Genomic DNA, 19326 nt, shown 5'->3' with positions numbered 1-19326 from the left:
CGGGGTGTGGTCAGGCAGTCCCCATGTAGGACTGGCTGAGGTATTCGGACACCGCATCCTCCGGGACCCGGAAGGACCGGCCGACCCGCACCGCGGGCAGCTCACCGGAGTGCACCAGCCGGTAGACCGTCATCTTCGAGACACGCATGATGGCGGCGACCTCGGCGACAGTCATGAAATTGACTTCGCCCGGCTGACGATCATCGGTCATGGCAGCAGCCACCCCTTCTTCTGGCGACACGAATGTCGGCCCCGAGTGCGCACAGTGTGTGACGTCCACAAGTGCTCTGGTGGGCCCACGATAGAGGGTCAGCCGCGTCTGTGGAAAGTCTGAGCGATCGAAAAGTCCACCTGACACGCCGATACCGGTGAGAAAAATGTGGCGATCTGCCCGTTGAGCCGCATGTTTCCGGCGTTACTGGTGGGACCGGCGGTGCGGAACCTTTGCCAAGAATTGACGACCCTGGCCGTCCGGACCGGCCTCAATCGGCGACCGTTGCCGGTTGTGCACGAGATCCTGCCCCGAACACCGGCAAAACCAGCGACCGTTGCCGGTTGTGCACGAGCCGCGAAGAGTCGCAGCAAAGAACTCAGTCGAACCAAACGTCCAAGCCGTGCAGGGGGAAGACCGCTTCCCGGGTGGCCAGCACGGACTTGTCCGCTGCGTTGTCCGGGTCGACACCGCTCTCCCAGGAGCGCCACCACACGTGGCCGTGCTCGGCCTGCCCGTCGCCCATCCGTGACGGCCCGGGACGGTCGAAGGTGCGCTGGACGTGCTCGCGCCATACGGCAGGGACCTCGGTGTCCAGGTCGATCGGGCGATGCGCGGCGATCGCGGTGAGGTGGGTCCACGCGCGCGGGACCACGTCGATCAGCTCGTAACCCCCACCGCCGAGCGCGATCCACTTGCCGCCGGCGACCTCGTGGGCCAGGTCGTGCAGTGTCTTGTATGCCGTCCACTGCGCGTCGACCGACAACGCCATGTGCGCCAGCGGGTCGGAGTAGTGCGAGTCGCAGCCTTGCTGCGTGACCAGCACCTGCGGGTCGAACTCGCGCAGCAGCGGCGGCACGACGGCGTGCAGTGCCCGCAGCCACGCGGCGTCCCGTGTCCCGGGCGGCATGGCGACATTGACCGCCGAACCCTGCGCGTCCGGGCCACCGATGTCACCGGGAAAACCGGTGCCGGGGAAGAGAACCCGCCCTGTTTCGTGGATCGAGATGGTCAGCACCCGCGGGTCGTTCCAGAACGCACGCTCGACACCGTCGCCGTGGTGGACGTCGACGTCGACATAGGCGACCCGCTCGGCGCCGTTGTCCAACAGCCACTGGATGCCCAGCGCGGCGTCGTTGTAGATGCAGAAACCGGATGCACTCGCAGGCATCGCGTGATGTAGGCCGCCGCAGAAGTTGACGCCGTGGTCGATGTCACCGCGCCATACGTCCTGGGCGAGGCCGACGGTGGAGCCGGCGATCAGTGCGGACACGTCGTGCATGCCGGCGAACGCCGGGTCGTCCTCGGTGCCCAGCCCGTATGTCGCCTCGGCCGACCCCGGGTCGGCCGACGCGGCGCGGACCGCGTCGACATAGTCGGCCTGGTGCACCCAGGACAGGAAATCGTCGCTGTCGTCCGGCAGGGAAGGCGCGACGATCTCCAGCCCCGGAGCGTCGAAAACACCCAGCTCACGACACAACCGGGCCGTCAGATCCAACCGGATCGGATTCATGGGGTGCTGCGGACCGAAGTCGTAGCGGGTCAGCTCGTCACCCCAGACGACGCGGACACGAGGGTCGCCGGCGGTCATGGCAGGGGTCCGATCAGAGCACGGAGCTCGGCACCGCGCCCGGGTCGTCGCCCAGCGGGTAGACCATGGCCATCTCGTCCTCGGAGGAGGCGTCGTCCTCCGCCTCGGACTGCATCGGCCGTCGGCCGTCGGTGGGCCGGAAGCCGAAGCTGGACGCGAAGGCGACCGCGCGGCCGTTGTCGGTGCCGACCCAGTAGAGGACGAAGTCGTAGTTGTCCTGACGCGCCTGGCGCACGCCCGCGTCGACGAGCTTCCAGGCGACACCCTTGCCGCGCAGCTCCGGCTCCACCCAGAGCCCGAAGAGCTCGCTCACCTGCTCGTCGCTCTCCGCTTTACTGCCGACGGAGACCACTCCGACGACCTTCTCTCCGTCCTCGGCGACCAGTCGACGGGACCGCTTCACGCGGGCCTGCCACAGCTCGTCGTCGAACTTCTCCTCGTGCGAGAGGGACGCTGCGAACGCGTCAGGAGCCTCTCGCAGGGCAGTCAGTCGAACGTCCCGGTAAACCTGCCATTCCTCATCCCCGAGGGCGCGCACCGTGATGTCAGTCATGGACGCGATTCTCCCATGTATCGCTCGTCGGTGGTCACGAGGTGGGGTGAACTGCTGGCGCCCCGCGGATAACGATCCGACTTCACGGCTGCCCGGATGCGAGCTCCGCCGAGCGCTCGGCGGCCGCCTCAATCGCGGTCAGGAAAGCGGCACGCACCTTGTGCTCGTCGAGCTGCCGGACGGCCGCGACCGTGGTGCCGCCGGGGCTGGAGACCCGCTCGCGCAGCAGCGTCGGGTGCTCGCCGGTCTCCTTGAGCATGCTGGCGGCGCCATACAACGTCTGGACGGCGAGCTCGGTCGCGGTCGGACGCGGCAGGCCCAGCAGCACACCGGCCTCGACCATCGCTTCCACGACATAGAAGACGTATGCCGGACCGCTGCCGCTGATCGCGGTGACGGCGTCGAGCTTGCTCTCCGGCAGGGTGAGCAGCTTGCCCGAGGACCCGATCAGCTCCTGCGCCTCGGTCAGGTGCCGGTCCGCGCAGTGGGCGCCGGGGCTGAGCACCGTCATACCCTCACCGACCAGCGCGGGAGTGTTGGGCATGACCCGGATGACCGCGGTCCCCGCCGGCAGGCGTTCTTCGAGGTATGCCGTGGTGATGCCGGCCGCGACGGAGACGACGACCGCGTCGGGCTCCAGGTGGGGGCCGATCTCGGCGAGCAACTCACCGATGTCGTGGGGCTTGACCGCGAGGATGACGCTGGTGGCTCCGGCGACGGCGTCGGTCGCGCTCCGGGCGGAGACGGAGTATTTGTCCGCGATGTGCGCCTGCCGCTCCGCGCTCCGGTCCGACACGACCACCCGCACGGGCCGGTCACCGCGGACCAGTCCGGCCAGCAGTGCCTCCCCCATCATCCCGACACCGAGGAACGCGACCTGGCGACCGGCGGATTCGGTTGTGCTGTCAGCTGTTTGGGTCATGGTGTTCAGCCTTTCGGGGAACGCAGGAACGTCATCGCCTGTGCCGGGTGGTCGGCCAGCCGACGCATCACGTAGGGATACCACTGGGTGCCGTAGGGGACGTAGACACGCATCCGCAGGCCGGCGTCGGCCAGCCGTCGCTGCTCGTCAGGGCGAACGCCGAAGAACATCTGGAACTCGAAGGAGTCCGGTGAGCGCAGCTCACGGTCGGACAGCGAGCGGGCGATGTCGATGAGGTCCTGGTCGTGGGTCGCGATCATCGGGTAGCCCTTCCCCGCCAGGAGCACCTTCAGGCAGCGGACGAACGCCAGGCTCACCTCCTGCTGGTCCTGGAGGGCCACCGACGGCGGCTCCGCGCACGAACCCTTGCAGAGGCGGACCCGGCTTCCCTCGGCCGCCAGGTCCCGGCAGTCGGCCTCGGTGCGCAGCAGTGCCGCCTGCAACGCCACACCGACCCACGGGAAGTCGGCGCGCAGGTCACGGACGATGTCGAGCGTGGCGTCCGTCGTGGTGTGGTCCTCCATCCCGACTGTGACGGTGGTGCCCGCCAGGGCAGCGGCCTCGCAGATCTGCCGCGCGTTGTCGAGCGCGATCTTGGGCCCGTCCTGCGGTACGGCCAGTCCGACCGCGCTGAGCCGGAGGCTGACCTCGGCCGCCCCGCCGGCGGTCAGGCCGCGCTCGCGCAGGGCGCGCAGTGTCTGCACGTGGCTGTCCCGTGTGCGGCCGGCCTGCGCGACGTCGCCCGGGTCTCGGGCGTCGCCGGAGGTCAGGCAGTCCGTCGTCGCCAGCAGCCCGTGCGAGACGAGCTCGGCGATCTGCGCCACTGCGTCGTCGGAGTCGTCCCCTGCGACGAACCGCCGCACCACCGAGCGGCCGATCGGGGCGCGTTCGGCAGCCCGACGTGCCGAGTTGCTGCGGCCCAGGCCGAGCAGTCCTTGTCGCAGCACTGCGCTGGGGTCGATCACCTGCGTGACTCCTTCGATCCGGTGCGGATGGATGCACCTTCGAGGGTATGGCGCAACGGGGTGCGCGCTTTCGGGGGATCCGACGGGCGCGACGCAGATGATCGGGCGTGACGCTCAGGCGAGACGGTCCGACGAGACGCTCAGGCCGGGGCAGCGAAGTGCAGCCTGGCGAAGGCGAGCGCCTCTGCCAGGTCGAGTTCGCGCTGCTCGACCGAGTGCTTGCGGGTGCCGACCTCGAGGACGACGTCCCCGGTGTAGCCGCGCCCCGCGAGTGACTCCAGCAGGTCCGCGCACGGTTGGGAGCCACGACCGGGCACCAGGTGCTCGTCCTTGAACGAACCGGACCCGTCCGCGAGGTGGATGTGCGCGAGACGATCGCCCAGATCCTCGGCCATCTGCATCGCGTCCGAGCCCGCCGTCGCGGTGTGCGACAGATCGAGTGTCACGTGGTCGTAGGCCAGGTCGACCGGGTCCCACCCAGGCAGGTAGGCCTGCATCTCCCGGGCGCGAGCGCGCCACGGGAACATGTTCTCCACCGTGATCCGCACGTCCGTTGCAGCGTTGCGGGCAGCGATGCCCTCGACGAACTCGGCGGCATACTCCCGCTGCCACCGGAAGGGCGGATGCACCACGACGGTCGATGCGCCGACCTCCTCGGCCAGCGTCACCGAGTTGTCGACCTTGGGCCACGGGTCCGGGCCCCAGATGCGTTGGGTGAGAAGCAGAGTCGGCGCGTGGATCGACACGATCGGTATGCCGTAGTGGTCGACCAGCTTGCGCAGCGCGCCGGACTCCTGGCTGACCGGGTCGGTCCAGACCATCACCTCGACCCCGTCGTACCCGAGGCGTTCGGCCATCGCGAAGCCGTCCACGACACCCAGCGGATAGACCGAGGACGTGGACAGTGCGATGCGCCCCTCGGGCACAGTCAGGCGGCCTGCGGCCATCAGGCGCCGAGCCAGTCCAGGCGGCGCAGGATGACACCCTCGCGCAGCGCCCACGGACACAGGTCGAGTCGTTCGACGCCCAGCACGTCCATCGCACCGTGGACCACGATCGCGCCGGCCAGCAGTTGCTTGGCCCGGCTGGTGGAAACCCCTGGCAATGCTGCGCGTTCGTCGGACGTCATACCGGCCAGGCGTGGCACCAGATCGCCGAGTGCCTCGCGTTCGAGCACCCGCTCGACACGGGGGCCATCACCGCGCGGGGCAGCGCCGAGCACCCTGGCGAGGGATCTGATGGTCTTGCTGGTGCCGACGACACGGTCGGGGACACCGACCTTGTGCAGGTCGCGGACCACGCGGGCGATGTCGGAGCGCGCCTGCTTGCGCAGGACCTTCAGGTCGGTGGCCGTCGGCGGATCGCCCTGCAGGTCGCGGGTCAGCCGCCCGGCGCCGAGCGGCAGGCTCAGCGCCACGTCGGGCTCCTCGTCGATGCCCGCTGCGAGCTCCAGCGAGCCACCGCCGATGTCGATCACCAGCAGTCGCCCAGCCGACCAGCCGAACCATCTGCGCACTGCCAGGAAGGTCAGCCGGGACTCGTCCGGGCCCTCCAGCACCTCCAGCTTGACATCCGTGGCGGAGTGCACCTGCGCCAGCACGTCGTCACCGTTGGGCGCCTCACGGATCGCACTGGTGGCGAAGGCGAGCAGGTCCTCGCAGCCCTGGTCGTCGGCGATCGTCAGGCTCTCCTGCACGAATGCCGTCAGCTGCTCGACACCGCCGGGCGAGATCGAGCCGTCCGCGAGCGTGTGCTCCGAGAGCCGGAGCTCCCTCTTGTGCGAGGTCGCCGGCAGCGGATGCGCGCCGGGGTGCGCGTCGACCACGAGGAGGTGGACCGTGTTGGATCCCACGTCGATCACGCCGAGCCGCATGCCTGCACGCTACTAGCAACACACCCACCTACGATGTGGCGCGTGGCCGAGACAGCACTGGACATCGCGCGGACCTGGGTGGAGTTCGACAACCCGGACGACGCGCAGGAGCGCTTCCGCTGCGACCTGACGTGGCTGACGTCGTCGTGGACCTGCATCTTCGGCGCGGGCTGTCAGGGGATCTACGAGGATGCTCCGGACGTCGGGTGTTGCACGCTCGGTGCGCACTTCTCCGACAAGGACGACCTGAAGAACGTCAAGTCGGTCGTCCGCGAGCTGGGCCCCGACGAGTGGCAGTACTACGACGAGGGCCACTCCAAGGACGGCTGGCGGGAGAAGGAGGACGGCGACTGGAAGACCCGGGTCGTCGACGGTGCGTGCATCTTCCACAACCGTCCCGGCTTCCCCGCCGGCGCCGGATGTGCGCTGCATCAGCACGCGGTCGCGACCGGCGTGCCTCCGCACACCGTCAAGCCCGACGTGTGCTGGCAGCTGCCGATCCGGCGGACCTACCGCACGGTGGAGCAGCCGGACGACACGTCATACCTGGAGATCTCGATCGGCGAATACGACCGCCGCGGCTGGGGGCCGGGCGGCCACGATCTCGACTGGTACTGCTCGGGCAATCCCGAGGCGCACGTGGGTAGTTCGCCGGTCTACATCTCCAACGAGGGCGAGCTGCGCCACCTGATGGGTGACAGCGCGTATGACGAGCTGGCGCGTCGGTGCGAGGCGCACCTGCTGCAGGCGACGGCACTGCGCGCGGCCGGACCCGGAGGCCGCAAGCTGCTGCCGCTCTTCGTGCACCCTGCGACATTGCTGGCCGAGGAAGCGGCTGAGGAAGCTGCCCGCGAGCGCGACCGAGGACGCGACCATCGGAGAGGCCGACGGCGCAGCGAAGTCGCGGAAGACCAAGTGACGCAAGAGGATTCGCCGATCGAGGCGATCCCGTCGCCGAACATCTGGAACTCTCCCGACGTCTACGAGATCGAGAATCGCGGCGTCGACCCGGACGGCGCTATCTGGGCGGCGATGCGCGAGGTCCGCGACTGGGCCGGCGCCGACGTGCTCGACATCGGCTGCGGCGCGGGTTTCCATCTGCCGTTCTTCGCACGCGAGGCGTGCTCGGTGATCGGCGTCGAGCCACACCCGCCGCTCGTCGAGGCTGCCCGTGAGCGAGTGCTGGACGCTGGGCTCGAGTCCGCTGTCGAGGTGCGCGCGGGCAACGCGGAATCCCTTCCGCTGGACGATGATTCGGTCGACGTGGCGCACGCTCGCTGGGCCTACTTCTTCGGTGGCGGCTGCGAGCCCGGCCTCGCGGAGCTGGAGCGGGTGATGCGCCCCGGCGGTGTGGCCTTCGTCATCGACAACGACGCGTCCCGATCCACTTTCGGAGCCTGGTTCCGGCGAGCGTTGCCGTCATACGACCCGGTGGGTGTGGAGCGCTTCTGGCGACGGACGGGTTTCACGTCGATGCCGGTGACGATGCGGTGGGACTTCGAGACCCGCGCCGACTTCGAGGCGGTGGTGCGGATCGAGTTCACTCCGGCCAACGCCGACCGGATCCTCGCCGAGCACGACGGCACCGGCGTCGACTACGCCGTCTTCGTCCGCTGGCGCGCCTTCTGACCGAGCGGACACACAACTCCCCAGCGGACACGATCCCCGGCTCGAAAACGCCCGCTTTTCGTGTCCGCTGGATGTGTTTCGTGTCCTCTCGGTGGGATGGGGAGGGGCGGTGTCGGAGGGGACCTTTAGAGTCCGGCGTATGGCGAGCACGCGCAAGAAAGCACCGGCCCCGACCTACCGCTGCACCGAATGCGGCTGGCAGGCGATCAAGTGGGTCGGCCGCTGCGGCGAGTGCCAGGCGTGGGGCACGGTCACCGAGGTCGGCCAGCAGCACGTGCGCACCGCGCCCGCGACCACCATCGAGCGTCCGGCGCTGCCGATCGGCGAGGTCGACGCGACGCGGGCACAACACCGCTCGACCGGCGTCGGCGAGTTCGACAGGGTGCTCGGCGGCGGGCTGGTGACCGGCGGAGTGGTGCTCGTGGCCGGTGAGCCCGGCATCGGCAAGTCCACGCTGCTGCTCGACGTGGCAGCGCGCGCCGCGCGCGAGGGTCAGACCGTCCTCTACGTCAGCGGTGAGGAGTCCGCCGCGCAGGTCCGGCTGCGCGGCGAGCGCATCGAAGCACTGGCGCGCGACCTCTACCTCGCAAACGAGACAGACCTGGCGACCGTGCTGGCCCAGATCGACAAGCTGCAGCCCGACCTGCTGATCATCGACTCGGTCCAGACGATCGCGTCCGCCGACGTCGACGGGGCACCCGGCAACGTCAGCCAGGTCCGCGAAGTCGCCAACGCGATCATCCAGGTCGCCAAGCGCCAGGGCATCGGCACGCTGCTGGTCGGTCACGTCACCAAGGACGGCTCGATCGCCGGACCCCGCGTGCTGGAGCACCTGGTCGACGTCGTCGTGCAGTTCGAGGGCGAGCGGCACTCCCGGTTGCGGCTGGTCCGCGCGGCCAAGAACCGCTTCGGCCCGACCGACGAGGTCGGCTGCTTCGACCTGACCGAGATGGGCATCACCGGACTGCCCGACCCGAGCGGGCTCTTCCTGTCCCGGATGGAGGAGCCGGTGCCCGGCACCTGCGTCACCGTCACCCTCGAGGGGCGGCGGCCGCTGGTCACCGAGGTGCAAGCGCTGCTGGTGCCCGGCAACGGCGGGTCAGCCCGCCGCACCACCAACGGCGTCGACAGCTCCCGCACCGCGATGATCCTCGCCGTGCTCGACCGCCGCGCTGGTGTGCGACTGCGCGACGACGACTGCTACGTCTCGACGGTCGGCGGCGCCAAGCTCTCCGAGCCGGCCGCCGACCTGGCGATCGCGCTCGCGCTCGCCTCTGCCAAGGACGGCTGCCCGATGCCCACCGGGACCCTCGCCGTCGGTGAGGTCGGGCTCGCCGGCGACGTCCGCGGTGTCGGCGGGGTGCCCCGGCGCCTGGCCGAGGCAGCCCGGATCGGCTTCAAGCGCGCGATCGTCCCCGCCGGCTCGATGGGCACCGAGACGCCACCGCCGGGGATGCGAGTCATGGAGGTGCGCGACGTGCATGCGGCGACGCGCGCCATCGCCGTGCCGGTCCGCTGACCGAGGAGGCGCCCAACACCTGGCAATCCCACAGCTTCTCGCCGCGCGTGCCGTCCGCTGCCGGACCTGCCCACACCTACACTGACCAGGTGACCCGATCCCCCGAAGTCATCCTCCGCGAAACGCTCGCGGCTGTCGCACCCGGCACTGACCTACGCGACGCCCTCGAGCGGATCCTGCGCGGTCGCACCGGTGCCCTCATCGTCATCGGCCACGACGCCGTCGTCGAGAATATGTCGTCCGGCGGTTTCCCGATCGACATCGAATTCACCGCGACCCGGCTGCGGGAGCTGGCCAAGATGGACGGCGGAATCGTTGTCAACAGTGACGTTTCGCGCATCCTGCGCGCCGGCACGCAGCTGATGCCCGACCCCAGCATCGAGACCAGGGAGTCCGGCACGCGGCACCGCACCGCCGAGCGGGTCGCCAAGCAGACCGGCCTCCCGGTCATCTCGGTGAGCCAGTCCATGCACATCATCGCGCTGTATGTCGGCGGGGTGCGGCACGTGATCGAGGGCTCCAACGCGATCATGTCCCGGGCCAACCAGGCCCTGCAGACCTTGGAGCGCTACAAGGCCCGCCTCGACGAGGTCACCGGCACGCTGTCCGCGCTGGAGATCGAGGACCTGGTGACCGTCCGCGACGTCGCCAGCGTGCTGCAACGCCTGGAGATGGTGCGCCGGATCAGCGAGGAGATCAGCGAATACGTCGTCGAGCTCGGCACCGACGGACGACTGATCTCGCTGCAGCTGGACGAGCTCGTCGGTGGCCTGAGCGATGACCGTGAGCTGGTCGTGCGCGATTACCTCGACACCAGCCGGACCGAGCTCAACGTCGAGGAAGCCATCGTCCGCCTCGGCGAGATGAACTCCACCGAGCTGCTCGACCTGTCGGCCGGTGCCCGCGCCGCCGGCTTCACCGCCTTCGGCGAGATGCTCGACCTGTCGGTCAGCCCGCGCGGCTACCGGCTGTTGACCAAGGTGCCCCGGTTGCCCGGCACCATCGTCGACCGGCTGGTCGAGCACTTCGGCAGCCTGCAGCGGTTGCTCGCGGCGGACTTCGACGACCTGATGGCGGTCGAAGGTGTCGGCGACAGCCGGGCCCGTGCCGTGCGCGAGGGCCTGTCCCGCCTGGCCGAGAGCAGCATCCTCGAGCGATACGTCTAGACCCCAGGAAGTTTCTCCTCCGCTGCGCTCCCCCGAATACTTCCTGGGGACCCCGGACCTGCTCCCCGAACACTTCGCGAGGACCCTGCAATGAGCCGAAACACTTTTCACGTTTCATGAGTGACGTCGAAGAACTGCACGACGCGATCCTGAGCTGGTATGACGACAACGCTCGCGACCTGCCGTGGCGAGTGCCGGCCGACGAGTGGCCCTGGCCGGAGGTGGACCGGCCGTGGGCCGTGCTGGTCTCGGAGGTCATGCTGCAGCAGACCCCGGTCGCCCGAGTCGAGCCGGTATGGCGCCGGTGGATGGACCTGTGGCCGACGCCGACCGCCCTCGCAGCTGCCTCTCCGGGTGATGCCGTGCGCGAGTGGGGACGCCTGGGCTACCCGCGCCGCGCGTTGCGCCTGCACGGTGCCGCGACGGCGATCCGCGATGGGCACGACGGCGTCATACCCGCGAACAAGCAGCAGTTGCAGGCACTTCCGGGGATCGGCGACTACACGGCGGCAGCCGTGGCAGCGTTCGCGTTCGGCATCCGCAGCACGGTCGTCGACGTCAACGTGCGACGGGTCGAGGCACGGCTGGTCACCGGAGCGCAGCACGCCGCGCCGTCGCTGAGCGCGGCCGAGACGCGACTCGCGCAGACGTTGCTGCCGACCGACGATGCACGCGCCGCCCGATGGAACGTCGCCGTCATGGAGCTGGGCGCCCTGATCTGCAAGGCCGCGACACCGGACTGCGCGGCATGCCCGGTGCAGGACCGGTGCGCGTGGGTGCTGGCCGGACGGCCCGAGCACGACGGCCCGCGCAAGAAGGCGCAGAAGTGGCACGGCACCGACCGACAGGTGCGCGGCAAACTGCTGGCCGTGCTGCGTGCCGCCGACGACCCGGTGCCACGCACCCGACTCGACCTCGTCTGGCCCGACGACGGACAGCGTGACCGATGCCTGGCCTCGCTGATCGAGGACGGCCTGGTCGAACCGTTGCCGCGCGAGCGATTCCGGCTGCCTGCCTGACCGAGCGCCTCGGACGTCGCTCTGGTTACAGTGGCGCACATGACGAATGCGGCCAGCGAACCCCAGTTCCTCATCGTGATGGGAGTCTCCGGCTCCGGGAAGACAACCGTCGGCGAAGGCATCGCCCAGACCATGGGATGGCTCTACGCCGAGGGCGACGACTTCCACTCCCAGGCCTGTGTCTCCAAGATGGCCTCCGGCGTGCCGCTGACCGACGAGGACCGGTGGCCGTGGCTGCGCTCGATCGGCACCTGGATCGACGAGCACGCACGCGACGGCAGCAGCGCCGTGGTCACCTGCTCGGCACTCAAGCGCGTCTACCGCGACCTGCTGCGCGAGGGCCGCGAGCACGTCCGCTTCGTCTTCCTCGACGTCCCGAAGGACGTGCTCGAGGAGCGTCTGGCCAAGCGCACCGGCCACTACATGCCGCCGTCGCTGTTGCCCTCCCAGCTGGAGGCACTCGAGCCGCTGCAGTCGGACGAGAACGGCGTCGTCGTACACGCGCATCGGGCGCCCCAGGAGTCGGTGGACGAAGCGCTGCAGCTGTTGGGCCTGCGCCCCGGGGAGTGACCAGGCGGTCTCCGACACCGTGACCTCGACGGGCTCGGCCACCTTGAGCTCGGCCACCCTGACCTCGGCCATCGCGGCCGGAAATTCAGTTGCGGAGCTTTTCACCGGTCGGTAAGTTCTCGCGTTTGTGCGTACGGCTGGTCTCGACACACCTCCTCCACTCCTCTCCCCCACTACCCGACCCGCGGTCCTCGCCTACTACCGGCTCTTCGTCGCCGGAGTCCGCGAGCAGACCGCATATCGTCTTGCCATGTTCGGCGGCTTCGTCGCGAACATGACCTTCGGCTTCCTCAAGGTCGCCATGCTCTTCGCGACCGTGCGCGCGGTCGGCGGCACCGTGCAGGGGTATGACGTCGGCAGCATGAGCGCCTACATATGGATCTCCCAAGGGATGCTCGGCTCGATCAACCTCAACGGCCGCATCGACCTCGCCGACCGGGTCAAGACTGGCGACATCGCGGTCGACTTCCTGCGCCCGATCAACATCCAATTGGCAACAATTGCAACGGAAGTCGGCAAGGCTGTCTTCGCGCTGATCCCGCGTGGTCTGCCGAGTGTCGCCATCGGCGCGATCTTCATCGGTATGACGATGCCGACGACAGTCGCGCCATACATCCTGGGTGCGTGCAGTCTCCTCATCGGGATCACGGTGTCTTTCTCGACCGTCTATCTCGTTGCCGTCATTGGCTTCTGGCTGGTCGAGACACGTGGCATCCAGATCTTCTACATGGTGATCTCGGGATTCTTCTCCGGACTCTACGTGCCGATCTCGCTCTTCCCGGACTGGCTGCTTGTCATCACCGAGGCGACGCCCTTCCCGTCGATGCTGATGTATCCGATCGACGTGCTGACCGGCCGGGTCACCGGAGCGGCGTCATACGGGCTGGTGGCCGCGCAGCTGGCGTGGCTCGCCGTGACGCTGGCCGCCGGCCACCTGCTGACCGTCGCCGGCCGCCGCAAGTTGGAGGTGCAAGGCGGATGACCTCTACTTCATTGACCGAGAAGGACGCCGTACCAACGCAATTCGCGGGCTACCGCGCAGTGCTCGCATCCCGGATCCGGTCGCAGCGCAGCTACCGCAGCAACTTCTTCATCGACCTCGTCAGCTCGGGCCTCGTCGGGTTGATCGAGCTGGCTGAGGTCTGGCTGCTCTTCCACCAGGTGACGGTGCTCGGTGGGCTGACCTTCCAGCAGGTGCTGCTCGTCTTCGGCATCGCGGACCTGTGCTACTCGATCGCCGACATGTTCGTCGGCCACTGCGACACCCTGCCGAAGTATGTCCGAGCCGGCACCCTGGACGTGTTCTACCTACGGCCGCAGCCGCTGCTGTTGCAGCTGATGACCAGCGACATCTCGCTGCGCAGGCTCACCCGTGCCGGAGTCGGGTTGGTATCGCTGGTGATCGGCCTGTCGATCAACGACATTCACTGGGACATCGCCCATGTCGGCCTGCTCGCACTCACGCTCGTCTGTGCAGTGGCTATCTTCTCGGCGATGTACATCTGGGCCGCCGGCATGCAGTTCTTCCTCATCCAGGGCGCCGAATTCACCAATGCGTTCGTGTATGGCGGACGCTACGCGTCGACACAACCGGCGGCGGTGTGGTCGGGGCCGCTGAAGGCGCTCTTCGGCTTCGTCTTCCCGATGGCGCTGGCGGCATACGTTCCGGCGCTGCGACTGCTGGACCTGCCCGGACCCGCGGGACTGCCGACCTGGCTGGCTTGGTGCACACCGCTGGCAGCGCTGTGGATGTGGGCCTTTGCACTGACCATGTGGCGCTTCGGCGTGCGCCATTACCAAGGAGGGGGCGGCTAGACATGACAGACCTGATCATCGAAACCGATGGACTGACAAGGGAATTCACTCGACGCGGCAAGGGTCGTGACGTCATACGACGGCAGACGTTGCGCGCGGTCGACAACCTGCGGTTGCAGATCCGGCCGGGTGAGTCGGTCGGCTACATCGGCGCGAACGGCGCGGGCAAGTCGACGACCATCAAGATGCTGGTCGGCATCCTCGTGCCGACCAGCGGCACCGTCCGGACCTGCGGTTTGGACCCGCAACGCGAGCGCCGTCGGCTGGCCGCGCACGTCGGCGTCGTCTTCGGGCAACGCTCCCAGCTGTGGTGGGACCTGCCGGTGCGCGAGTCCTTCGACATACTCGCGGCGATCCACCGGCTGCGCGGGGACGACGCACGCGCCCGGACGACCGAACTCATCGAGCAACTCGAGCTGGGCGAGTTCCTGGCGACCCCGGTGCGGCAACTCTCGCTCGGCCAGCGGATGCGCGCCGAGGTTGCCGCCGCGCTGCTGCACCGGCCGCAGCTGGTCATCCTCGATGAGCCCACCATCGGGCTGGACGTGCTGTCCAAGCAGCGCTTGCGCGAGTTCCTCATCACCGAGCGCCGCGAGCACGGCACGACGCTGCTGCTGACCACGCACGACATGGGCGACATCGAGCGGCTCTGCGAGCGCGTGCTAGTCGTCGACCACGGTCGCACGGTGTATGACGGCAGCCTCGACGGCCTGGCGCGCTCCGCCGGGGCCGACCGGACCCTCGTGCTGGACTTCGCCGACGCGACGCCGGACCTGACCGGCATACCGCACACGACACACCTGGGCAGCGAGGTCGCCGGTGCGCGCCAGCGGCTCGCCTTCGACTCCGAAATGACCACTGCCGCAGCAGTTCTCGCAGCTGTGGGCGAGCATGCACAGCTGCGTGACCTGTCGATCGAGGAGCCGGACATCGAGGACGTCGTGCGTCGGATCTACCGCGCCAGCCGGTAGCCGCCGCACCGCGCGTGACCCTTCACCGAGCGGACACGAAACACATTCAGCGGACACGAAATCCGGCACTCAAACAGCCGAATTTCGTGTCCTGTCGGAGTTTTTGTGTCCGCTCGGTATGTCGCTTCTCTGTCAGCGGTGGATGAGCTCCATCCAGTTCGCGGGCACCCGGTCGCGCGGACCCGGCGCGCCCTGGCCGGCGGGGTGACTCGTCGGCTCGGCAAGCTGCGGTCCGTCGATCACCTGCTGCGACACGTAGTCGAAGAACCAGTCCTCGCCCGGCTCGAAGCTCTGCATGATGCGGTGACCGGAGTCCTTCGCATGCTGCGTCGCGTGCTGTGCCGGCGATGAATCGCAGCACCCGATGTGGCCGCAGGCAGCGCACCGGCGCAGGTGGACCCACCATCCGCCGGCTGCATCGCAGTCCTTGCAACCGGTCCCACTGGGCGCCGCGTCGACATCGATCTGACCGTCTGTGGCATCACTCACGCCTGAAACGCTAGCCCGTCGAGCGGTCGATGCGAAGGGCGTCATACCTTCGACTGCATGGCGACGATCGAAGTCCGCAAGGCACACGCAGGAGACGAGGCGGCACTCGTGGAGTTGCGGGCAGAGATGTTCCGCGCGATGGACGTGCGGGCGGACGACGACGTATGGCGCGAGAACGCGCACACCTGGTTCGAGACCCGGCTGACCGGCAGCGCGCACGGCATCTTCGTGGTCACTGAGAACGACCAGGTGGTCGCGTGTGCGATGGGATTCGTGCGCGATGCGGCACCGTCGCCGACCTCACCGAGCGGTGGCGACGTGCTGATCAGCAACGTGTGCACCTTGCCGGCACACCGCGGGCGAGGTCACGGCAGCGCGGCGTTGGAGGCGGTGCTGGTCTGGGCGCGCGGGACCGGTGCCGGGCGGGCCGAACTGGTTGCGACCCTTGAGGGTCGCCCGATGTATGAACGCAACGGCTTCGAAACCCGCAGCGCTCCGCTGATGCGCGCGCAGCTCCACTGACCGAGGGGCCGGGCGAACGTCGAGAGGCTGGGTCAGAGCGTCAGCAGCATCCGGTGGTTGCCCAGGGTGTTGGGCTTGACCCGGTCAAGGCCGAGGAACTCGGCGACGCCCTCGTCATACGACTGCAGCAACTCGGCATAGACGGCCGGCTCGACCGGCTCACCGTCGATCCGGGCGAACCCGTGCGCGCTGAAGAAGCCGACCTCGAAGGTGAGGCAGAAGACCCGCCGCACACCCAGCTCGCGTGCCCGATCGAGCAGGCCGGCCAGCAGCGTGCTGCCGATGCCCTGCCCTTTCTCGTCGGCGGCGACGGCGAGAGTGCGCACCTCGGCGACGTCCTCCCACATGACGTGCATCGCACCGCACCCGACGAGCCGGTCGCCACGCTCGACGACCAGGAACTCCTGCACGCCCTCGTAGTACGCGACGGCAGGCTTCGGCACGATCGCACGCGAGTCGACATACGGCTTGGTGATTTCGCGGATCCCGCGCACGTCCGTGGCAACGGCCGGACGGATGCGGAGCTCGGGATCGCGAAGTGTCATGGCGATATCTTCTCGCAGACCTCGCGAATGTCCGACGTCGGCCGCTCGCACACAACCCGCAACCGTTGAGGGTTATGCACGCCATACCGCCGACTCCCGCACACAAGCCGCAACCGTTGAGAGTTGTGCACGCCAAACCGCCAACTCCCGCACACAAGCCGCAACCGTTGAGGGTTATGCACGCCAAAACGCCGACTCCCGCACACAACTCGCAACCGTTGAGAGTTGTGCACGCAGCAGTCGGCCTCCTGGTGGGTATGCCGCGTGGGTATGACGGGCGGGTATGCCGAAGGGCCGGACGGAAACTCCGCCCGGCCCTTCGATCGGTCAACTCGCGATGCTCAGACCGCGCACAGTCTGGCCATCACGCTTGTCACTCCTGCGCTCAGTCCTTGCCGAGGTCGACCCCGCCGCTGCCGGCGGTCTCGACACCCAACGAGTCCGGAGCCTCGGGCTTCGGGCTGCCGGCGAAGGTGAACTTCGCCTCCTTGCCCTCGCCCTCGATGTCGACGAGCACGATCTCGCCGGCACCGATCTCGCCGTAGAGGATCTTCTCGGACAGCACGTCCTCGACCTCGCGCTGGATCGCGCGACGCAGCGGGCGGGCACCGAGAGCCGGGTCGTAACCGCGCTCGGCCAGCAGCTTCTTGGCTGCGGGCGTGAGCTCGATCGCCATGTCCTTGTCCTTGAGGCGCTCGTCCAGGTCCGCCACCCGCAGGTCGACGATCTGCACGATCTCCTCCTGCGACAGCTGCGGGAAGACGATCGTGTCGTCGACACGGTTGAGGAACTCGGGCCGGAAGTGCTGCTTGAGCTCGTCCTGGACCTTCGCCTTCATCTTCTCGTAGCCGGTGGAGCTGTCGTTGCCGGACGCGAAGCCCAGCGTGACGCCCTTGGCGATGTCGCGCGTGCCGAGGTTGGTGGTCATGATGATCACGGTGTTCTTGAAGTCGACCACCCGGCCCTGGCTGTCGGTCAACCGACCGTCCTCCAGGATCTGCAACAGCGAGTTGAAGATGTCCGGGTGGGCCTTCTCGACCTCGTCGAACAGCACCACCGAGAACGGCTTGCGGCGGACCTTCTCGGTCAGCTGGCCGCCCTCTTCGTAACCGACGTAACCGGGAGGCGAACCGAAGAGCCGCGACACGGTGTGCTTCTCGGAGAACTCCGACATGTCGAGCGTGATCAACGAGTCGTCGTCGCCGAAGAGGAACTCGGCGAGCGACTTGGCCAGCTCGGTCTTACCGACACCGGTCGGCCCGGCGAAGATGAACGAGCCGCCGGGACGCCGCGGGTCCTTCAGGCCGGCGCGGGTGCGCCGGATGGCCTGCGACAGACCACGGATGGCGTCGTCGTTGCCGACGACCCGCTTGTGCAGCTCGTCCTCCATGCGCAGCAGGCGAGTCGACTCCTCCTCGGTCAGCTTGAAGACCGGGATGCCGGTGGAAGCGGCCAGCACCTCGGCGATCAACTCCTCGTCGACCTCCGCGACGACGTCGATGTCGCCGGCCTTCCATTCCTTCTCGCGGTGCTCCTTGGCCTGGATGAGCTTCTTCTCGTCGTCCCGCAGCGAGGCGGCCTTCTCGAAGTCCTGGCCGTCGATGGCCGACTCCTTCTCGCGGCGAACGTGCGCGATCTTGTCGTCGAACTCGCGCAGGTCCGGCGGAGCGGTCATCCGGCGGATCCGCAACCGGGCACCCGCCTCGTCGATCAGGTCGATCGCCTTGTCCGGCAGGTGCCGGTCGTTGATGTAGCGGTCGGCCATGTTGACCGCACCGACCAGGGCAGCGTCGGTGATCGTCACGCGGTGGTGTGCCTCGTAACGGTCGCGCAGACCCTTGAGGATCTCGATCGCGTGCGGGATCGTCGGCTCCTCGACCTGAATCGGCTGGAAGCGGCGCTCCAGCGCGGCGTCCTTCTCGATGTGCTTGCGGTATTCGTCGAGGGTGGTCGCACCGATGGTCTGCAGCTCGCCGCGGGCCAGCATCGGCTTCAGGATCGACGCGGCGTCGATCGCGCCCTCGGCAGCACCCGCACCGACCAGCGTGTGGATCTCGTCGATGAACAGGATGATGTCGCCGCGGGTGCGGATCTCCTTGAGCACCTTGCGCAGCCGCTCCTCGAAGTCACCGCGGTAGCGGCTGCCCGCGACCAGCGACCCGAGGTCCAGCGTGTAGAGCTGCTTGTCCTTCAGCGTCTCGGGCACCTCGCCCTTGACGATGTCCTGGGCCAGCCCCTCGACGACGGCGGTCTTGCCGACGCCGGGCTCACCGATCAGGACCGGGTTGTTCTTGGTGCGCCGGGACAGCACCTGCATGACGCGCTCGATCTCCTTGTCACGCTGGATGACCGGGTCGAGCTTGCCGTCGCGGGCTGCCTGGGTGAGGTTGCGGCCGAACTGGTCGAGCACCAGCGAGCCGGCGGGGGTGCCGCTCTCCTGGCTGCTCTGGCCGACGCCGGCACCCTGCGGCTCCTTGCCCTGGTAACCGGACACCAGCTGGATCACCTGCTGGCGGACCCGGGACAGGTCGGCGCCCATCTTGACCAGCACCTGGGCGGCGACGCCCTCACCCTCGCGGATCAGGCCGAGCAGGATGTGCTCGGTGCCGATGTAGCTGTGGCCCAACTGCAGACCCTCCCGCAGCGACAACTCGAGCACCTTCTTGGCGCGCGGGGTGAACGGGATGTGACCGGACTGCGTCTGCTGGCTGGGGCCGATGATCTCCTGCACCTGCTCACGCACGGCGTCCAGGGAAATGCCCAGGCTCTCCAGTGCCTTCGCAGCCACACCTTCGCCCTCGTGGATCAGGCCGAGCAGGATGTGTTCGGTGCCGATGTAGTTGTGGTTGAGCATGCGCGCCTCTTCCTGAGCGAGCACAACAACTCGCCGGGCGCGGTCGGTGAACCGTTCGAACATCTCTAACTCCTCGGGTAGCTCTCGCCACCATTGAGACTCATTCTCCCTT

At 68.3% G+C, this 19326-nt stretch carries 19 protein-coding genes and 1 pseudogene; 10 read left to right on the top strand and 10 right to left on the bottom strand.

The window, feature by feature from the left end; genetic code table 11:
- Positions 1-10 precede the first annotated feature (10 nt).
- From ACSZL9_RS14360 to ACSZL9_RS14330, 7 genes are all read right to left on the bottom strand, one after another.
- Positions 11-211, bottom strand: a complete 201-nt coding sequence (locus ACSZL9_RS14360; protein WP_446666187.1) for a helix-turn-helix domain-containing protein — start codon at positions 209-211, stop codon at positions 11-13.
- A 379-nt stretch (positions 212-590) separates the two neighbouring features.
- The gene (locus tag ACSZL9_RS14355) at positions 591-1802 is read right to left on the bottom strand and encodes an acetoin utilization protein AcuC (RefSeq protein WP_446666186.1); all 1212 of its coding nucleotides are present in this window, start codon (positions 1800-1802) and stop codon (positions 591-593) included.
- Between the two features lie 13 nt (positions 1803-1815).
- Positions 1816-2355, bottom strand: a complete 540-nt coding sequence (locus ACSZL9_RS14350; RefSeq protein ID WP_446666185.1) for a GNAT family N-acetyltransferase — start codon at positions 2353-2355, stop codon at positions 1816-1818.
- Positions 2356-2437: 82 nt separating this feature from the next.
- Positions 2438-3277 (bottom strand): pyrroline-5-carboxylate reductase, encoded by an 840-nt coding sequence (proC, locus tag ACSZL9_RS14345; protein ID WP_446666184.1) that lies wholly within the window; start codon positions 3275-3277, stop codon positions 2438-2440.
- 5 nt (positions 3278-3282) lie between these two features.
- The gene (locus ACSZL9_RS14340; RefSeq protein WP_446666183.1) at positions 3283-4242 is read right to left on the bottom strand and encodes a proline dehydrogenase family protein; all 960 of its coding nucleotides are present in this window, start codon (positions 4240-4242) and stop codon (positions 3283-3285) included.
- A gap of 140 nt (positions 4243-4382) precedes the next feature.
- A complete protein-coding gene (locus tag ACSZL9_RS14335; RefSeq protein WP_446666182.1) occupies positions 4383-5189 on the bottom strand; it encodes a sugar phosphate isomerase/epimerase family protein in 807 nt (268 codons plus the stop codon).
- A complete protein-coding gene (locus tag ACSZL9_RS14330; protein ID WP_446666181.1) occupies positions 5189-6115 on the bottom strand; it encodes a Ppx/GppA phosphatase family protein in 927 nt (308 codons plus the stop codon). Before ACSZL9_RS14330 ends, ACSZL9_RS14335 begins: the two co-directional genes overlap by 1 nt.
- A 42-nt stretch (positions 6116-6157) precedes the next feature.
- On the opposite strand from ACSZL9_RS14330, the pseudogene ACSZL9_RS14325 reads away from it, so the two are divergent.
- From ACSZL9_RS14325 to ACSZL9_RS14285, 9 genes and pseudogenes are all read left to right on the top strand, one after another.
- Positions 6158-6949 (top strand): annotated as a pseudogene (locus ACSZL9_RS14325) (hypothetical protein); the annotation flags it as partial.
- Positions 6950-7147: 198 nt separating this feature from the next.
- On the top strand, positions 7148-7744 hold the full coding sequence (locus ACSZL9_RS14320; RefSeq protein ID WP_446666371.1) for a class I SAM-dependent methyltransferase: 597 nt from the start codon (positions 7148-7150) through the stop codon (positions 7742-7744).
- A gap of 139 nt (positions 7745-7883) precedes the next feature.
- Positions 7884-9263, top strand: a complete 1380-nt coding sequence (gene radA / locus ACSZL9_RS14315; protein WP_446666180.1) for a DNA repair protein RadA — start codon at positions 7884-7886, stop codon at positions 9261-9263.
- A gap of 89 nt (positions 9264-9352) precedes the next feature.
- The gene (gene disA, locus ACSZL9_RS14310) at positions 9353-10429 is read left to right on the top strand and encodes a DNA integrity scanning diadenylate cyclase DisA (RefSeq protein WP_446666179.1); all 1077 of its coding nucleotides are present in this window, start codon (positions 9353-9355) and stop codon (positions 10427-10429) included.
- A 116-nt stretch (positions 10430-10545) separates the two neighbouring features.
- A complete protein-coding gene (locus tag ACSZL9_RS14305; RefSeq protein WP_446666178.1) occupies positions 10546-11448 on the top strand; it encodes an A/G-specific adenine glycosylase in 903 nt (300 codons plus the stop codon).
- Positions 11449-11487: 39 nt separating this feature from the next.
- Positions 11488-12018 carry a gluconokinase gene (locus ACSZL9_RS14300; protein WP_446666177.1) on the top strand — a complete coding sequence of 177 codons (531 nt, stop codon included), beginning with the start codon at positions 11488-11490 and terminating at the stop codon, positions 12016-12018.
- A gap of 250 nt (positions 12019-12268) precedes the next feature.
- Positions 12269-13000, top strand: a complete 732-nt coding sequence (locus tag ACSZL9_RS14295) for an ABC transporter permease (protein WP_446666176.1) — start codon at positions 12269-12271, stop codon at positions 12998-13000.
- Positions 12997-13833: an ABC transporter permease gene (locus ACSZL9_RS14290; protein ID WP_446666175.1), complete on the top strand. Its 837-nt coding sequence runs from the start codon at positions 12997-12999 to the stop codon at positions 13831-13833. The genes ACSZL9_RS14295 and ACSZL9_RS14290 overlap by 4 nt, the downstream gene beginning before the upstream one ends.
- A gap of 2 nt (positions 13834-13835) precedes the next feature.
- Entirely contained in the window at positions 13836-14804 is a 969-nt protein-coding gene (locus tag ACSZL9_RS14285; RefSeq protein WP_446666174.1) for an ABC transporter ATP-binding protein, read from the top strand.
- 132 nt (positions 14805-14936) lie between these two features.
- On the opposite strand, the gene ACSZL9_RS14280 is transcribed toward ACSZL9_RS14285, so the two are convergent.
- Positions 14937-15293 carry a UBP-type zinc finger domain-containing protein gene (locus ACSZL9_RS14280; RefSeq protein ID WP_446666173.1) on the bottom strand — a complete coding sequence of 119 codons (357 nt, stop codon included), beginning with the start codon at positions 15291-15293 and terminating at the stop codon, positions 14937-14939.
- A 57-nt stretch (positions 15294-15350) separates the two neighbouring features.
- Here ACSZL9_RS14280 and ACSZL9_RS14275 point away from each other — a divergent pair, with 57 nt between their 5' ends.
- Positions 15351-15815 (top strand): GNAT family N-acetyltransferase, encoded by a 465-nt coding sequence (locus ACSZL9_RS14275; protein WP_446666172.1) that lies wholly within the window; start codon positions 15351-15353, stop codon positions 15813-15815.
- 32 nt (positions 15816-15847) lie between these two features.
- Here ACSZL9_RS14275 and ACSZL9_RS14270 read toward each other — a convergent pair whose 3' ends face one another.
- On the bottom strand, positions 15848-16360 hold the full coding sequence (locus ACSZL9_RS14270) for an amino-acid N-acetyltransferase (RefSeq protein ID WP_446666171.1): 513 nt from the start codon (positions 16358-16360) through the stop codon (positions 15848-15850).
- A gap of 385 nt (positions 16361-16745) precedes the next feature.
- The gene (locus ACSZL9_RS14265; protein WP_446666170.1) at positions 16746-19277 is read right to left on the bottom strand and encodes an ATP-dependent Clp protease ATP-binding subunit; all 2532 of its coding nucleotides are present in this window, start codon (positions 19275-19277) and stop codon (positions 16746-16748) included.
- Positions 19278-19326 lie beyond the last annotated feature (49 nt).

The sequence above is a fragment of the Flexivirga sp. B27 genome (assembly GCF_052905685.1).
The sequence above is the reverse complement of the archived record's forward strand: the minus strand, read 5'-3'. Positions and strand labels throughout refer to the sequence as shown.